15 protein-coding genes are annotated in these 14,648 nt (G+C 74.9%); 6 read left to right on the top strand and 9 right to left on the bottom strand.

Translation table 11 applies throughout. The features are described from left to right. Nucleotides 1–159: 159 nt before the first annotated feature. The 4 genes from MUU72_RS02210 to MUU72_RS02195 all read right to left on the bottom strand — a co-directional run bounded on the left by MUU72_RS02210 (nt 160) and on the right by MUU72_RS02195 (nt 3,997). Nucleotides 160–816, bottom strand: coding sequence for a response regulator transcription factor (locus tag MUU72_RS02210; RefSeq protein WP_308403768.1), 657 nt, complete (start codon nt 814–816; stop codon nt 160–162). Further along, the gene (locus MUU72_RS02205) at nt 813–2,051 is read right to left on the bottom strand and encodes a histidine kinase (protein ID WP_248011566.1); all 1,239 of its coding nucleotides are present in this window, start codon (nt 2,049–2,051) and stop codon (nt 813–815) included. Before MUU72_RS02205 ends, MUU72_RS02210 begins: the two co-directional genes overlap by 4 nt. Further along, the gene (locus MUU72_RS02200) at nt 2,048–3,118 is read right to left on the bottom strand and encodes a hypothetical protein (protein ID WP_248011359.1); all 1,071 of its coding nucleotides are present in this window, start codon (nt 3,116–3,118) and stop codon (nt 2,048–2,050) included. The genes MUU72_RS02205 and MUU72_RS02200 overlap by 4 nt, the downstream gene beginning before the upstream one ends. Nucleotides 3,119–3,226: 108 nt before the next feature. After that, a complete protein-coding gene (locus MUU72_RS02195) occupies nt 3,227–3,997 on the bottom strand; it encodes an IclR family transcriptional regulator (protein WP_248011358.1) in 771 nt (256 codons plus the stop codon). A gap of 262 nt (nt 3,998–4,259) precedes the next feature. Between MUU72_RS02195 and MUU72_RS35550 the strand changes: the two genes are divergently transcribed. Continuing rightward, a complete protein-coding gene (locus MUU72_RS35550; protein WP_248011357.1) occupies nt 4,260–4,790 on the top strand; it encodes a GNAT family N-acetyltransferase in 531 nt (176 codons plus the stop codon). On the opposite strand, the gene MUU72_RS02185 is transcribed toward MUU72_RS35550, so the two are convergent. Further along, nucleotides 4,750–5,427, bottom strand: coding sequence for a class I SAM-dependent methyltransferase (locus MUU72_RS02185; RefSeq protein ID WP_248011356.1), 678 nt, complete (start codon nt 5,425–5,427; stop codon nt 4,750–4,752). The genes MUU72_RS35550 and MUU72_RS02185 overlap by 41 nt on opposite strands. A gap of 156 nt (nt 5,428–5,583) precedes the next feature. Between MUU72_RS02185 and MUU72_RS02180 the strand changes: the two genes are divergently transcribed. The 3 genes from MUU72_RS02180 to MUU72_RS02170 all read left to right on the top strand — a co-directional run bounded on the left by MUU72_RS02180 (nt 5,584) and on the right by MUU72_RS02170 (nt 8,641). Continuing rightward, complete coding sequence (locus MUU72_RS02180) at nt 5,584–6,279, top strand: DsbA family oxidoreductase (protein WP_248011355.1); 696 nt, start codon at nt 5,584–5,586, stop codon at nt 6,277–6,279. A gap of 67 nt (nt 6,280–6,346) precedes the next feature. Further along, a complete protein-coding gene (locus tag MUU72_RS02175) occupies nt 6,347–7,411 on the top strand; it encodes an aminotransferase class V-fold PLP-dependent enzyme (RefSeq protein ID WP_248011354.1) in 1,065 nt (354 codons plus the stop codon). Nucleotides 7,412–7,573: 162 nt separating this feature from the next. Beyond that, entirely contained in the window at nt 7,574–8,641 is a 1,068-nt protein-coding gene (locus MUU72_RS02170) for an alkene reductase (RefSeq protein ID WP_248011353.1), read from the top strand. 104 nt (nt 8,642–8,745) lie between these two features. Here the strand turns inward: MUU72_RS02170 and thpD are convergent, their stop codons facing one another. The 4 genes from thpD to ectA form a co-directional block, all read right to left on the bottom strand. Further along, nucleotides 8,746–9,648: an ectoine hydroxylase gene (gene thpD / locus MUU72_RS02165; protein WP_248011352.1), complete on the bottom strand. Its 903-nt coding sequence runs from the start codon at nt 9,646–9,648 to the stop codon at nt 8,746–8,748. Nucleotides 9,649–9,719: 71 nt separating this feature from the next. Then, nucleotides 9,720–10,148: an ectoine synthase gene (locus MUU72_RS02160; RefSeq protein ID WP_248011351.1), complete on the bottom strand. Its 429-nt coding sequence runs from the start codon at nt 10,146–10,148 to the stop codon at nt 9,720–9,722. A gap of 53 nt (nt 10,149–10,201) precedes the next feature. Then, complete coding sequence (gene ectB, locus MUU72_RS02155) at nt 10,202–11,470, bottom strand: diaminobutyrate--2-oxoglutarate transaminase (RefSeq protein ID WP_248011350.1); 1,269 nt, start codon at nt 11,468–11,470, stop codon at nt 10,202–10,204. A 70-nt stretch (nt 11,471–11,540) separates the two neighbouring features. Further along, nucleotides 11,541–12,107, bottom strand: a complete 567-nt coding sequence (ectA, locus tag MUU72_RS02150) for a diaminobutyrate acetyltransferase (RefSeq protein ID WP_248011349.1) — start codon at nt 12,105–12,107, stop codon at nt 11,541–11,543. Nucleotides 12,108–12,613: 506 nt separating this feature from the next. On the opposite strand from ectA, the gene MUU72_RS02145 reads away from it, so the two are divergent. Further along, nucleotides 12,614–13,705: an amidohydrolase family protein gene (locus MUU72_RS02145; protein ID WP_248011565.1), complete on the top strand. Its 1,092-nt coding sequence runs from the start codon at nt 12,614–12,616 to the stop codon at nt 13,703–13,705. 93 nt (nt 13,706–13,798) lie between these two features. Next, a complete protein-coding gene (locus tag MUU72_RS02140; protein WP_248011348.1) occupies nt 13,799–14,545 on the top strand; it encodes an SDR family NAD(P)-dependent oxidoreductase in 747 nt (248 codons plus the stop codon). Nucleotides 14,546–14,648: the final 103 nt, after the last annotated feature.

The following is a 14,648-nucleotide window of genomic DNA, read 5'->3' as shown; positions in this document are numbered from 1 at the left end:
AACCTCCGCGAAGCGCGGACGTGGCGCACGTGCGCCACAGGAAGTCGGTGGAGTTCCGCGCCTCCTCCCACGAGATAAGCGCCCGGGGGCCGGGCGGTCCTGCTGGCCTACGGTGATCGGGTGAGCGGCGCCGCCCCGGTGCGCCGCCCGGGCCCGGCCTCACCCCGGCCGGACGAACCCGCACTCGTACGCGGCGATCACCGCCTGGGTCCGGTCCCGCACCCCGAGCTTGGCCAGCACCCCCGCGACATGCGTCTTGACGGTGGCCGGGCCGACGCCCAGCCGCTCGGCGATCTCGGCGTTGGTCAGCCCGGCCGTCATCAGCCGCAGCACCGCGCCCTCCCGCTCCGAGAGCCGCTCCCGCAGCTTCCGCGCCGCCTCGCCGGCCGCCCGCTCCCCGGCGTACCGGGCGGCCAGCGCCCGCACCGCGGCCGGGAACAGCAGCGAATCGGTGCCCGCCACCAGCCGCACCGCCTGCACCAGCTCCTCCGCCCGGGCCCGCTTGAGCAGGAAGCCGCTGGCACCGGCGCGCAGCGCGTCGTAGACGTAGGAGTCGTTCTCGAAGGTGGTGACGACCAGGACGCGCGGCGGGTCCGGGGTGCCGGCGAGGATCCGCTCGGTGGCCCGGATCCCGTCGATACCGGGCATCCGGACATCCATCAGCACCACGTCCGGGCGCAGCGCGCGGACCATCGGGACCGCCTCGGCGCCGTCCGACGCCTCGCCGACCACCTCCATGTCGGGCTCCGCGCCCAGGATGACGCCGAGCGCGCCGCGCACCATCCGCTCGTCGTCGGCGAGCACGATCCGGATCACCGCGCGCCCCCGTCCGCCCCGGCGCCGGCCACCGGCAGCCGGGCGGTCAGCCGCCAGCGGCCGTCCGCGGCGCCGGCCGACGCCGCGCCGCCCAGCAGCCGGGCCCGTTCGGCGATCCCGGGCAGCCCGCGCCCGCCGCCGGCCCGTTGCGCCCGGGCGGCCCCCGCCCCGGCCACCGCATTGACGATCAGCAATTCCAACTCCCCCTCCGCCAGCCCCGCGCGCACGGTCACCGGGACCGGCCCGGCGTGCCGCAGGGCGTTGCTCAGCCCTTCCTGGACGATGCGGTACGCCTCCCGGGAGACCACCGGCGGCACCGCCGCGAGGTCCCCGGACAGCTCCGCGGTGACCTCGACGCCCGCCGCGCGGGTCCGGTCCAGCAGCGCCGCCAGCCCGTCCAGGGTGGGGGCGGGCGCGGCCGGGCCGGTCTCGTGCTCCTCGCGCAACAGGCCCAGTACGGCGTCGAGTTCGGCGACCGCCTCGCGGGTGGTGTCCTCGATGGCGGCCAGCGCCTGCCGGGCGAACTCCGGATCGCGGTCCAGGACGCGGCGGGCCGCCCCGGCCTGGAGGGTGACCGCGCTCAGCGCGTGGCCCACCGCGTCGTGCAGTTCGCGGGCCAGCCGGTTGCGGGCGGCGAGTTCGGCCGCCCGGCGCTCGGCGGCGGCCAGCCGGTCGGCGGGCGTGGGGCCCAGCAGCGCCGGCGCCCAGCGGGCCAGCAGCGCCCCGGAGCCCCACGCGGTGCCCAGCAGCAGCGCCAGCAGTGCCACGCCGATGAGCGGTGCGAGCACCCCGGCGAGCGAGGTCGGCCACCGCAGCCCGGGCAGCTCCGCGCCGAACGGCACCGCCAGCAGCATGGCCGCGGCCGGCGGCGCGCTCAGCGTCATCCCGCTGACGATCCCGCCGGCCAGCAGATGCGCGGTGAACCACAGGGCGCTGCGCCGCCGGGCGGCCCAGGACACGGCCGGCCCGTCCGCCAGCCGGTCGGCGGGCACCGCGCACAGCGCCCGGACCGCCGCCGCCTCCAGCGGCCGCAGCAGCGGGAACACCAGCCCGGCCAGCGCGGCCAGCGGCAGCGCGCAGCCGAACGCGGCGAACTGCCAGCCGGCCTCGCGCAGCGGGTCCGCACCGTCCACCAGGAGCGGCAGGGCCGCCGACACCAGCAGGTAGAACGGCATCAACAGCGCGCCGCCCAGCACCAGATGGGCCCAGCGCCGGGCCACCCGGCCCGCGGTCAGCCGCACCGCACGGCTCCCGGCGCGCCGGACGTCCCGTCCGCGGCGCCCCCGCGGACCGCGCCGCCCTCCTGGCCGGCGGTGTCGGCGGCGCGTGCGGTGAAGAAGTACGCGCCGGCGGCGGCCACCAGCATCCCCGTGATCATCTGCACAGCGTAGGTGAGGTTCATCAGCGGGGTGGGCAGCGAGGGGTCGCCGGCCGGGGCCGCCAGCGCGGTCAGCAGCAGCCAGCCGCCCCAGCCCGCCAGCGCCCCCGAGCCCACCCAGGCCCCGGCCAGCGGCACCAGCAGCGGCAGCCGCCCGCCCCGGCGCCGGGCCCCGCCGCCGTACCCCAGCAGCGCCACCGCGACCACCGTGACCAGGGCGAACAGTGCGAACCCGGCCGCCGTCAGCCGGTCGTCGAGGGTCCGCGCGGCCGCCCGCACCGCGGGCAGCCCGGCCGTACCGCCGGCCGCCCACAGCAGGTGCATCACCGCGGGCAGCACCGCCGGCACGGCCACCGCGCCCGCGACCAGCCGGCCCGCGGACCGGGCGGGGCCCTCCGGCAGCGCGGCCAGCGGCCCGCGCCACAGCCGCCCCCAGCGCTCCCGGGCGTACCGCACGAACAGCGCGCCCAGCGCCAGCGCCTGCACGAGGAAACCGGTGTAGACGACGGTCCACACCCACGGCGCGACCAGGGCCGCGTCCCCGCCGCCGCGCGCCGCCCCGGACCCGCCGGTGAACGCCCCGGCCAGCTCCTGGACGGGGAAGACCACCGCGATCGGCGCCAGCAGCCCGGTCGCGGCCCACACCGGCACCGCCAGCAGCCACCCCGGTACCCGCCGCCCCCACGCCCGGGTCAGCAGGAACGCCAGCACGATCACCGCGGCGTCCATCACCACGGTGAGCGCGTTGAACGCCATCAGGGTGCCGCCGTCCCCGCGCAGCGGACTGCGGGCCGGGATGCCGAGGTGGCCGCCGCCGAGCCAGACGGCCTTCAGGGCGAGGTAGGGCAGGCAGGCCGCGAGGGTCACGGCCCGCAGGACCGCCGCGGACAGGGGGGCCCGGCCGGTGCGGGGCGTCGTCGTCATGTCCGCCAGCCTGGCGCGCAAGCCGCCCGGCCCGCCTCCGCCCGCCCGGCGATCCGCCTCCGCCGCGCGGCGGAGGGCGGACCGCTTTGCGGACGGGGCGCGCTGCGCTCAGAGCCGCCGGGTGGCCAGCGCCAGCCGGTCCCGGGCGTCGAACAGCGCGTCCTTGATGGTCTGTTCGTGGGCCGGGGTGAGCCGGGCGGCCGGCACCGAGCAGCTGACCGCGTCCCGCGCCGGGGTGCGGTAGGGGATCGCGACGCCGAAGCAGCGCAGGCCGAGGGTGTTCTCCTCGCGGTCCACCGCGAAGCCCCGCTCGCGGACCGTGTGCAGCTCCTCGATCAGCCGCTCGCGGTCGGTGTGCGTGTGCACGGTCAGCGCGGTCAGCGCGGGCGGCAGCATCGCCCGCACCTGGTCGTCGGAGTACGTGGCCAGCAGCGCCTTGCCCAGCGCGGTGGAGTGCGCGGGCAGCCGGCGCCCGACCCGGGTGAACGGGCGCAGGTAGTGCTGCGACTGGCGGGTGGCGAGGTAGACGACGTCGGTGCCGTCGAGCCGGGCGAGGTGGATGGTCTCGGTGGTGTCGTCGGAGAGCCGGTCCAGGGCCGGCCGGGCGGCGGCCACCGCCTCGTCTCCGTCGAGGTACGCGGTGCCCACCAGCAGGGCGCGGACGCCGATGCCGTAGCGGGTGCCGGTGGCGTCGGTCTCCACCCAGCCGAGCTCGACCAGGGTGCGCAGCAGCATGTAGAGGCTGGACTTGGGGTAGCCGACGGCTTCCTGGACGGAGGCGAGGCTGTGCATCCCGGGGCTGCCCGCGAAGTACTCCAGCAACTCCACCGTCCGCACCGCGGACTTGACCTGCGCGCCACCCGTCCCGTCAGCCGACATCGCCCTTGACCCCTCCGTTCGGACCGCCATAGAGTCCCAGGAATTCATCATCCGGTACAGCGTTCAGCATAGAGAACGTCGTCCCGGGGGCGGCACGGTTCGCGCGGCCCCGACTCGCCCGGGAGGAGCGCAGGGTGACAGCGGCGGAAGCGGCACCGGCGGCAGTACCGGTCTGGAGCGCCGGACCCCGAACGGGGAAGCGACGGGCGCGGGTTGCGGCCCGGGACGCAGCCGGCGCGGCGCACCCGGCGGGGGCCGGCCGGTGACCGCCGCCGCCCGCCACCCGGCCCCGGAGGTGCGCCCCGCCACCCCCGCCGACCTGGAGCCGATCGCCGCCCTGCACACCGCCGCCCGCGCCGCCTACCTCCGCGGCCGGGTGCCGGACGCGCCCTTCGACACCGCCGCCGAACACGCCCGCTGCCGGGACACCTGGACGGGGGTGCTGCACCGCGCCGACACCCTCGCGCTGTGCGCGGTCCGCGGCGGCACCGTCATCGGCGCCGCCGCCTACCGCCACCGCGTCCGCGCCGCCGTCCAGCTCCACCAGCTGCACGTCGACCCGGCCCACTGGGGCACCGGCGCGGGCCGGGCGCTGCACGCCGCCTGCCTGCACGCCTGGCGCACCGCCGGCTGCTCCCGCGCGGTCCTCGACGTGCTCTGGCACAACCACCGCGCCCGCGCCTTCTACGCCCGGCTCGGCTGGCACCCCGACCCGGAGCGCCGCCCCGCCCCCGACGCCACCCACCTGGCGCTCACCCTGCCCCTGGATCCGCCGGCTCCCGCCGCGCCATGAGCTGGAGCCGCTCGGCGGTGCGCCCGTCCAGCGTGCGCACCGCCCCCCGGCGCTCCCGCAGCACCGTGAACCCCGCCGCCCGCACCAGCGCGCGCAGCCGCTCCGGCGGATGGTGCCGGAACACCCCGCCGTCCTCCGTCTCGAACACCCCGTACGTCCCGTACCGCTCGGCGAACCGCCCGTACCGCGCGCGGTTGAACGCGTCGTCCTGGAGCGGCACGTCGCTGAGGTACAGCACCCCGCCCGGCCGCACCACCCGCCCCAGCTCCCCGGTGATCGCCTCCTGGCCGGCGTTCTCCGGGACGCAGGTCAGCACCGCGAAGAGCAGCGCCGCGTCGAAGCTGCGGTCCGCGAACGGCAGCGGCAGCCCCGCCCAGCGCATCAGCGCCGCCTCCGGGTGCTCCCGCCGCCCCCGCGCGATCAGCGCCGCCGACCGGTCCACCCCGCGCACCGCGCGGTATCCCAGCCCGGCCAGCTCGGCGGTGAGCCGCCCGTACCCGCAGCCGTAGTCCAGCACCCGCGCGCTGCGCGGGACGAACTCCGCCAGCAGCTCCGCGTCCAGCGGATGGGTGAACGTCTTGGCGGCCCCGGTGGTCTCCCAGAAGCCGTCGGTCCCCTGCGGTGGTGGCATGCCCATAGCCGGACGGTACCCCCGCGGGCGGCCCCGCCCGCGGCGTTCCGCGACGACGTCCGGGGCGGCGGCGGGAATACCCGCGCGCCCCGCGCGGTTGCACCACCCCGTCACCGCGGCCGGCACCCGGCCGGCCGCCCCCGAGGAAAGCACAGCCCCCCCATGCGCGTCGAAATCTGGGCGGATATCGCCTGCCCCTGGTGTTACATCGGCAAGGCCCGGTTCGAGGCCGGGCTGGCGGCCTTCGCCCACCGGGCGGAGGTCGAGGTCGTCCACCGGTCCTTCGAGCTGGACCGGGACGCGCCGCCGGCGGCCGAGGTGCCGGTCCTGGAGATGCTCGCGGCCAAGTACGGGGTCAGCCGCGCGCAGGCGGAGGCGATGGAGGCCAAGGTGGCCGAGGCGGCCGCCGGCGAGGGCCTGGCCTACCGCTCCGACCGGATCCACGGCAACACCTTCCACCTGCACCGGCTGCTGCACCTGGCCCGCGCCCACGGGGTGCAGGACGCCCTGCTCACCGCCCTCTACCGCGCCAACTTCGCCGAGGCCGCCCCGCTCGCCGACCCGGACGCGCTGTGCGCGCTGGCGGCCGGCGCGGGGGTGCCCGCGCAGGAGGCCGCGCGGGTGCTGGCCGACCCGGAGGCGTACGCCGCCGAGGTCCGGGCCGACGAGCGGGCCGCCGCGGAGCTGGGCGCCACCGGCGTCCCCTTCTTCGTGATCGACCGCCGGTACGGGGTCTCCGGCGCACAGCCCGCCGAGGTCTTCCGGCAGGCGCTGGAGCACGCCCGCGCCGAGTCCGCCGGCGCGGTCCCGGCCGCCGGGGACGCGGACACCTGCGGGGACGGCGGCTGCGCGATCTGACGGACCGGGCCGGACCGCGCCGGACCGCGCCGTGGACGGCGGGCGGGTGAGCGAGCACAGTGGGGGCATGCAGCGACCCACGGCACTGGGCGGCGGCGAGTTCGCGCCCGAGACGGTCTACCTGAACTCCGCGTCCTGCGGGCTCTTGCCCGCCCGGAGTGCCGCCGCGGTGCGCGAGGCCCTGGCGGAGTCGGCGTCGTACGGGACGATGGGCCGCGACTACTTCGGCCCCGCGGCCCGCGCGCGGCGGGCGTTCGCACGGCTGATGGGCGTGCCCGAGGAGCGGGTGGCGGTGGGCAGTTCGGTCGCCGTCCAGTCGGCGTTCGTCGCCGCCTCGCTGCCCGGGGACGGCGAAGTGCTGGTCGCCGAGGGCGACTTCAGCTCGCTGGTGAACCCGCTGGCGGCCCGGCCGGGCCGCCCGGTGCGGGCGGTGCCCCGGGAGGCGCTGGCCGACGCGGTGCGGCCCGGCACGGCCCTGGTCGCGGTGAGCGCGGTGCACGCGCTGGACGGCCGGATCGCCGACCTGGACGCGGTGCGGGAGGCGGCCCGGGCGCACGGGGCGCTGACGTACCTCGACATCACCCAGGCCGCGGGGTGGCTGCCGGTGCGCCTGGACGGCTTCGACTACGTGGTGTGCGGGGCGTTCAAGTGGCTGCTGTGCCCGCGCGGGACGACGTTCATGGTCTTCGGCGGCGAGCGGCCGGGCCCGGGATGGCCGGAGCCGGTGCACGCGGGATGGGTCGCGGGGGAGGACCCGGGGGAGTCGAACTACGGGGTGATCGGCCGGCCGGCGGCCACCGCCCGCCGGTACGACGAGCCGCACGCCCACTACTCCTACGTCGCCGCCGAGCGGTCCCTGGAGCTGCTGGCCGAGATCGGGGTGGACGCCGTGCACGCCCATGACGTGGCGCTGGCCGAGGAGTTCCGGGCCGGGCTGGTGGCCGCGGGGTTCGCGCCGCGGCCGGCGCCGGGGTCGGCGATCGTCGCCACGCCGGGCCTGGCGGACGCCGAACCGCGGCTGGCCCGGGCCGGGGTGCGGGTCGCGGTCCGGGGCGGACTGCTCCGGGCCGCGTTCCACCTCTACAACTCCGGGGCGGACGTCGCGCGGGCCCTGGAGCTGCTGGTCCCGTGACGGGCCGGTGCGGGCCGGGCGTTCCGTGCGTGACGGGCCGATTGCGGTGGGGTTTCCGCAGGCCAGGCGGGTGCGGGCGGGCCGGCGGCGGCTGATGTAATGGCCAATGGTGCAGCTCGGCCGCCGAGTTGACGCCCCGTGACCCCGACCGAGAGGCCGTCAGTGACCACCGCGTTCGACCCCGTAGAACTCGCCGGCATACCGCTCGCCAACCGCCTGGTGATGGCGCCGATGACCCGCAACCGCGCCACCGAGGACGGTGTCCCCACTCCGTCCATGGTCCGCTACTACACCCAGCGGGCCTCGGCCGGCCTGATCATCACCGAGGCCACCCAGACCGAGGTGGCCGGCCGCGGCTACCCGCTCACCCCCGGCCTGCACACCGCCGACCAGATCGCCGGCTGGCGCCGGGTGACCGACTCGGTGCACGCGGCCGGCGGCCGGATCTTCGCCCAGCTGTGGCACGGCGGGCGGATCGGCCACCCGGTGCTGCTGCCCGACGGGCTGGTGCCGGTCGGCCCGTCCGCGGTCCGGGCGGCCGGCCAGGGCTTCACCCAGCACGGCCCGACGGACTTCGTCACCCCGCGCGAGCTGACCGGCGAGGAGATCCGCGCGATCATCGACGGCTTCGCGGCCGCGGCCCGCAACGCCGTCGAGGCCGGCTTCGACGGTGTGGAGATCCACGGCGCCAACGGCTATCTGATCCACCAGTTCCTGGCGCCCAACGCCAATCTGCGCACCGACGAGTGGGGCGGCTCCGACGAGGCCCGGGCCCGGTTCGCGATCGAGGTGGTCGGCGCGGTCGCGGACGCGGTCGGCGCGTACCGCACCGGCCTGCGGCTCTCGCCCGGCAACCCGTTCAACGACATCGCCGAGCCCGAGCCGGAGGCCACCTACGGCGCGCTGGTCGACGCGGTCGCCCCGCTGGGCCTGGCCTACCTGCACACCTGCGACGTCCGCGACGGGGAGCTGCTGGCCCGGCTGCGGAAGCGGTTCGGCGGGACGTTCCTGCTCAACCCGGTCACCGACGGGCGGCCCACCGGCCCCGAGGAGCTGGCGCTGGTGGAGCAGGGCGAGGCCGATCTGCTCGCCTACGGCGCGCTGTTCATCGCCAACCCCGACCTGCCCCGCCGGCTGGCGGCCGGCGGCCCGTTCAACACCCCGGACCGGGCCAGCTTCTACGGCGGCGACGACCGGGGCTACGTGGACTACCCGGCACTCGACGCATAACTGACGAGCCGTCAGGAAAGGCCGGCGGGAGCCCGGTGCACGCGCGGCGGCCGCGCACCGTACGGAACGGTCCGCCGGCGGGTCGGCGCACCCCGGGGCGCGCCTCAGCCGACCGGGACGAACGGGGCCCGCGCGCCGATGTACTCCGGCCGCGGGACCGGCGCCGCGAACGGCTCCACCGCGGTGTTCTCCATGCTGTTGAAGACGATGAAGACATTGCTGCGCGGGTACGGCGTGATGTTGTCGCCGGAGCCGTGCATGGCGTTGCAGTCGAACCACGTCGCCGAGCCGGCCTTGCCGGTGAACAGCCGGATGCCGTGCTCGTCCGCCATCTTCGTCAGCGCCTCGTCCGACGGGGTGCCGGCGTCCTGCATCTGGAGGGACTTCTTGTAGTTGTCCTTCGGGGTGGCGCCCTCGCACCCGACGAAGTAGCGGTGCGACCCCGGCATGATCATCAGGCCGCCGTTGGTGTCGTAGTTCTCGGTCAGCGCGATCGAGACGGACACCGTGCGCATGCGGGGCAGGCCGTCCTCCGCGTGCCAGGTCTCGAAGTCCGAGTGCCAGTAGAAGCCGGAGGCACCGAAACCGGGCTTGACGTTGATCCGCGACTGGTGGACGTAGACGTCCGAGCCGAGGATCTGCCGGGCCCGGCCGACCACCCGGGGGTCGGAGACCAGCTTCGCGAACACGTCGCTGATCCGGTGCACCTCGAAGACCGAGCGGACGTCCTGCGACTTCGGCTCGACGATGGAGCGCGGGTCGGCGCGCATCTCCGGGTCGTGCACCAGCCGGTCCAGCTCGGCGCGGTACACCGCCACCTCCTCCGCGGTGAGCAGCTCCGGGATGGCGAAGAAGCCGTCGCGGTCGAAGTCGTTCAGCTCGGACGCGGAGAACGGGCCCTCCGCGCCGGGCTGCGACCACACCACCGGGTCCCTCCGCGGGGTGATCACCTCGGCGGTGCCACGGGTCGGGTACAGGTCGGCGGTGCGCTCGGGTGCGGTGGTCATGGTGGTGCCTTCCTCTCCTCTCGTACGGATCTGCTACGGCAGCGCGGTGACGCGGCGGGCCGGGCCCCCGCTCAGCTCACCCCGGCCCCGGCCCCGGCTTCGGGCTCGGGCTCGGTGAGCAGCGGGTAGACACCGTTCTCGTCGTGGTCCTCGCGGCCGGTGACCGGCGGGTTGAAGACGCACAGGCAGCGGAAGTCCTCCTTGATCCGCATGGTGTGCTTCTCGTGCCCGTCGAGCAGGTACATCACGCCGGGCGTGATGAGGTGCTTCTCGCCGGTCTCGTCGTTGGTCAGCTCCGCCACGCCCTCGACGCACACCACGGCCTCGATGTGGTTGGCGTACCACATGGAGGTCTCGGTGCCGGCGTAGAGGATGGTCTCGTGGAGCGAGAAGCCGACCCGCTCCTTGGCGAGCACGATGCGCTTGCTCTCCCACGTGCCGGTCTTGGCCTTGACGTGGCGGTCGGTGCCTTCGATGTCCTTGAACGAGCGGACGATCATGTGCGGGGGTTGCCTTTCTGTGGAACGGTGAGGACGCCGGACGACGGGAGCGGTCAGGCGCAGTCGCGGACCGCGCGGGCCAGGACCCGCAGGCCCTCGTCCAGCTCCTCGGGGGTGGTCGTCAGCGCCGGCAGCAGTTTGACGACCTCGCTCTCCGGGCCGGAGGTCTCGATGAGCAGACCCAGCTCGAAGGCGCGCTTGGCGATCTTGCCGGCGAGCGGTTTGTCGTTGCACTCCAGGCCCCACACCAGACCGCGGCCGCGGTACTCGGCGAAGGCGCCCGGGTGCTCCTCGACGATGGCCTTCAGATGCGATTCGACGATCTCGCCGCGGGCCAGCGTCTGCTTCTCCATCTGGCCGTCGGCCCAGTACGTGTCCAGGGCGGCGGCCGCGGTGACGAAGGCCGGGTTGTTGCCGCGGAAGGTGCCGTTGTGCTCGCCCGGCTCCCAGATGTCCAGCTCCGGCTTGAACAGGGTGAGCGCCATCGGCAGCCCGTAGCCGCTGATGGACTTGGAGACCGTCACGATGTCCGGCACGATGCCGGCCTCCTCGAAGGAGAAGAACGCGCCGGTGCGGCCGCAGCCCATCTGGATGTCGTCGACGATCAGCAGCATGTCCTGGCGCTCGCACAGGGCGGCCAGGGCGCGCAGCCACTCGGTGCGCGCGACGTTGATGCCGCCCTCGCCCTGGACGGTCTCCACGATCACCGCGGCGGGCTTGTTCAGACCCGAGCCCTGGTCCTCCAGCAGCCGCTCGAACCACAGGAAGTCCGGGACCTGGCCGTCGAGGTAGTTGTCGAACGGCATCGGGGTGCCGTGCACCAGCGGGATGCCGGCGCCGGCCCGCTTCATGGAGTTGCCGGTGACCGCCAGCGCGCCCAGCGACATGCCGTGGAAGGCGTTGGTGAAGGAGACGATCGACTCCCGGCCCTTGACCTTCCGGGCCAGCTTCAGCGCGGCCTCGACCGAGTTGGCGCCGGTCGGGCCCGGGAACATGACCTTGTAGGGCAGGTCGCGGGGCCGCAGGATGATGTTCTGGAACGACTCCAGGAAGGCCCGCTTGGCCGTGGTGGACATGTCCAGGCCGTGGGTGATGCCGTCCCGCTCGATGTAGTCGAGCAGGGCGCGTTTGAGGACCGGGTTGTTGTGGCCGTAGTTGAGCGACCCGGCGCCGGCGAAGAAGTCCAGGTAGGTGTGGCCGTCCTCGTCGGTCAGACGGCTGCCCTGCGCGCGGTCGAAGACGGTGGGCCAGCCACGGCAGTAGCTGCGCACCTCCGACTCGACGGTTTCGAAGACGCTCAGATCGGGCTGGGTGATGGTCACAGCATGCTCCTGGGAGATGAGTGCGAGGAGGGAGAAGTCTGGGGGCCGGGGACCGTCGGCGTGGTCCCGGTCAGCGCCCGGCGGTGGGCGGCGGGGCGAACGGGCCTATCAGGTGCAGGACCTCCGGCTCGTGGCCCTGCTCGGGGAAGAGCCCCGCGTCGAAGAGGACCTCGTGCGTGACCGGCACGGAGTGCCGCTCGGCGAAGGACGCGAACAGCCGGTTGGAGGCGGCGTTGCCGGGCGTGATGGTGGTCTCCACGCGACATATGCCCAGTTCGTCCCGGACGCGGGCGGTCAGTCCGTCCAGCAGGGCGGCGGCCAGGCCCCGTCCGCGGTGCCGCTCGTCGACGGCGATCTGCCAGACGACGAGGGTGTCCGGGCGGTCGGGGCGGACGTAGCCGGTGACGAAGGCGGCCGGCTCACCGGAGCCGTCGCGGGCCACGGCGGAGGTGGCGGCGAAGTCGCGGCACCACAGGAGGTAGCTGTAGGAGGAGTTCAGGTCCAGGGCCTTGGAGTCGCGGGCGATGCGCCAGATCGCGGACCCGTCCTCCACTCGGGGGGTATCGAGCTTGAAGCCCTCCGGCAATTGTCTGATATCGCTTCGGGCACCTGCATGGGCTGCTTGTGCGGCGGTCATGGAAATTAAATTTACCGAGGCGAAAAGCAAATTGCATCGCGGGCAGGGGTTACGTGAGAAGAAGTTTTGTGTTATCACGCGGGGGTGCGCGGGCGCGCGAATCGACGGCAAAAGATCCCGATTTGACCGGGAAGTTCGGGATGAAACGGACACGTTGTGTAGTCGGTCACAGATGGATAACGCTCTTGTGAAGCGCCTGAATAATGAGACTTGGCGCTAGCGAAATCTTGGCGTTTGAGCTGCGGGAAAGCGGGCATAAGAATACGGGAAGCTGCGCTTCTGAGGAATAGGGAATTCGCCGGTGGAAGGCGGCCGGAGCGGTCCCGCTAAAACCTCGCGCAAACTTCCGGACAAGCGCCGCCGAACGCCCCGTGAGAGATATCGGAAGTCCCGCAAGGGCATGCGCCGCGGACGCTGTGCCCAACCGCCCGGAAGCACCGCACGCGCGCCCCGGGTACCCGTGGCCGCCGCCCGCGCCGCCCGCATACAGTGCGTGCATGACGTCCATGAGCGAAGGTGCGGTGCTGCACCTCAAGGGGAGGGTCCTCGTCGGACCGGACGACGTCCGCGACGAGCTGTGGGTCATCGGCGGCCGGGTCACCTTCGAGCGCCCCGCCCTGGCACGCGATGCCAGGACGGTCGCCGGCTGGGTCCTGCCGGGCCTGGTCGACGCCCACTGCCACGTCGGCCTGGACGCGCACGGCCCCGTGGACGCCGTGACCAGCGAGAAGCAGGCGCTCACCGACCGCGACGCCGGCACCCTGCTGATCCGGGACGCCGGCTCCCCCTCGGACACCCGCTGGATCGACGACCGCCCCGACCTGCCGAAGATCATCCGGGCCGGCCGCCACATCGCCCGCACCAGGCGCTACATCCGCAACTACGCGCACGAGATCGAGCCGGCGGACCTGGTCGCCTACGTCGCGCAGGAGGCCCGCCGCGGCGACGGCTGGGTCAAGCTCGTCGGCGACTGGATCGACCGCTCCGCCGGGGACCTGGCCGCCTGCTGGCCGCCCGGCGAGGTGGCCGCCGCGATCGCCGAGGCGCACCGGCTCGGCGCCCGGGTCACCGCCCACTGCTTCGCCGAGGAGACCCTCGCCCCGCTGGTCGAGGCCGGGATCGACTGCATCGAGCACGCCACCGGGCTGACCGAGGACACCATCCCGCTCTTCGCCGAGCGGCAGGTGGCCATCGTCCCCACGCTCGTCAACATCGCGACGTTCCCGGACCTCGCGGCCGGCGGCGAGGAGAAGTTCCCGCGCTGGGCGGACCACATGCGCCGGCTGCACGCCCGCCGCTACGACACCGTCCGGGCCGCCTACGACGCCGGTGTCCCGATCTACGCGGGCACCGACGCCGGCGGTTCGCTGCCGCACGGGCTGGTCGCCGACGAGGTCGCCGAGCTGATGAAGGCCGGGCTGCCCGCCGAGGCGGCGCTGTCCGCGACGACCTGGGGCGCCCGCGAGTGGCTCGGCCGCCCCGGCCTCACCGAGGGCGCCCCGGCCGACCTGGTCGTCTACGAGGCGGATCCGCGCGCGGACGTCCGGGTGCTGGCGGCGCCGCGCCTGGTGGTGCTGCGCGGGCGGGTCGTCGGCTGACCCTCCGCACCGCCGGGGGGCGGGGGCCGCCGGGGCGCGGGCCCCGCACCCCGGCGGCTCCCGGTCCCGGCCGCCTCCCGAAGGGAAACCACCGTGCTCGACACCGGACTCGCGGGCCGCACCGTCCTGGTCACCGGCAGCGCCCACGGCATCGGCGCCGCCCTGGTCCGCGCCTGCCTCGCCGAGGGCGCCTTCGTCGCCGCGCTGGACATCGACGAGGCCGCCAACCGCGCCCTGGCCGAGCGGGCCGACCCCGGCGGCGCACGGATCCGGCCGGTGCGCGCCGACCTCTCCGACCCCGCCGCGATCGCCGCCGCGCACGACGAGGTCAGCGCCTGGCGGCCGGTCGACGTGCTGTTCAACAACGCCGCCCGGCCCCTGGCCCGTTCCCTGTGGGAGATCACCGCCGAGGAGTGGGACGAGGTCTTCGCAATCAACCTGCGGGCGGTCTTCCTGCTGACCCGCGCGGTCGCCGCCGGGATGCGCGAGCGCGGCTTCGGACGGATCGTCAACATGGCGTCGGTGGCCGGCCAGACGCCCCGCCCCACCGGCGCCGCCTACGGCAGCAGCAAGGCCGGGCTGATCGCGCTCACCCGGGTCTTCGCCGCCGAACTCGCCGCGTACGGCGTGACGGTGAACGCGGTCGCGCCCGCGATGACCGACACGCCGATGGTCCGCTCCGTCGGCCCGGAGGCGCTGGCCGCGCTCACCGCCCAGGTGCCGATGGGCCGGATCGCCACCCCGGAGGAGGTCGTCCGGGTCGCCCTCTTCCTGGCCTCCGCCGAGTCGTTCGTCACCGGCGCCACCTACGACGTCAACGGCGGCGCGCTGATGCGCTGAGGGGCCGGCGGGGGCCGGGCCCGGCGGCAGGTGTGGCGGAAAAGGAACCCTGTGACGCGCGAGTCGGAATCAATCGAATAAAGGCCCGGAAACCACCCTTTGG

Source organism: Streptomyces rhizoryzae, assembly GCF_023155275.1.
GTDB classification, from domain to species: Bacteria; Actinomycetota; Actinomycetes; order Streptomycetales; family Streptomycetaceae; genus Streptomyces; species Streptomyces rhizoryzae.
Note: the sequence above shows the minus strand (reverse complement) of the source record. Positions and strands in the feature narration are given on the sequence as shown.

Coding starts and splice junctions, on each gene's coding strand:
- MUU72_RS02200 (WP_248011359.1), bottom strand. CDS start 3,118: ATGACGACGACGCCCCGCACCGGCCGGGCCCCCCTGTCCGCGGCGGTC.
- MUU72_RS02195 (WP_248011358.1), bottom strand. CDS start 3,997: ATGTCGGCTGACGGGACGGGTGGCGCGCAGGTCAAGTCCGCGGTGCGG.
- MUU72_RS02185 (WP_248011356.1), bottom strand. CDS start 5,427: ATGGGCATGCCACCACCGCAGGGGACCGACGGCTTCTGGGAGACCACC.
- MUU72_RS02180 (WP_248011355.1), top strand. CDS start 5,584: ATGCGCGTCGAAATCTGGGCGGATATCGCCTGCCCCTGGTGTTACATC.
- MUU72_RS02175 (WP_248011354.1), top strand. CDS start 6,347: ATGCAGCGACCCACGGCACTGGGCGGCGGCGAGTTCGCGCCCGAGACG.
- thpD (WP_248011352.1), bottom strand. CDS start 9,648: ATGACCACCGCACCCGAGCGCACCGCCGACCTGTACCCGACCCGTGGC.
- MUU72_RS02160 (WP_248011351.1), bottom strand. CDS start 10,148: ATGATCGTCCGCTCGTTCAAGGACATCGAAGGCACCGACCGCCACGTC.
- ectA (WP_248011349.1), bottom strand. CDS start 12,107: ATGACCGCCGCACAAGCAGCCCATGCAGGTGCCCGAAGCGATATCAGA.
- MUU72_RS02145 (WP_248011565.1), top strand. CDS start 12,614: ATGAGCGAAGGTGCGGTGCTGCACCTCAAGGGGAGGGTCCTCGTCGGA.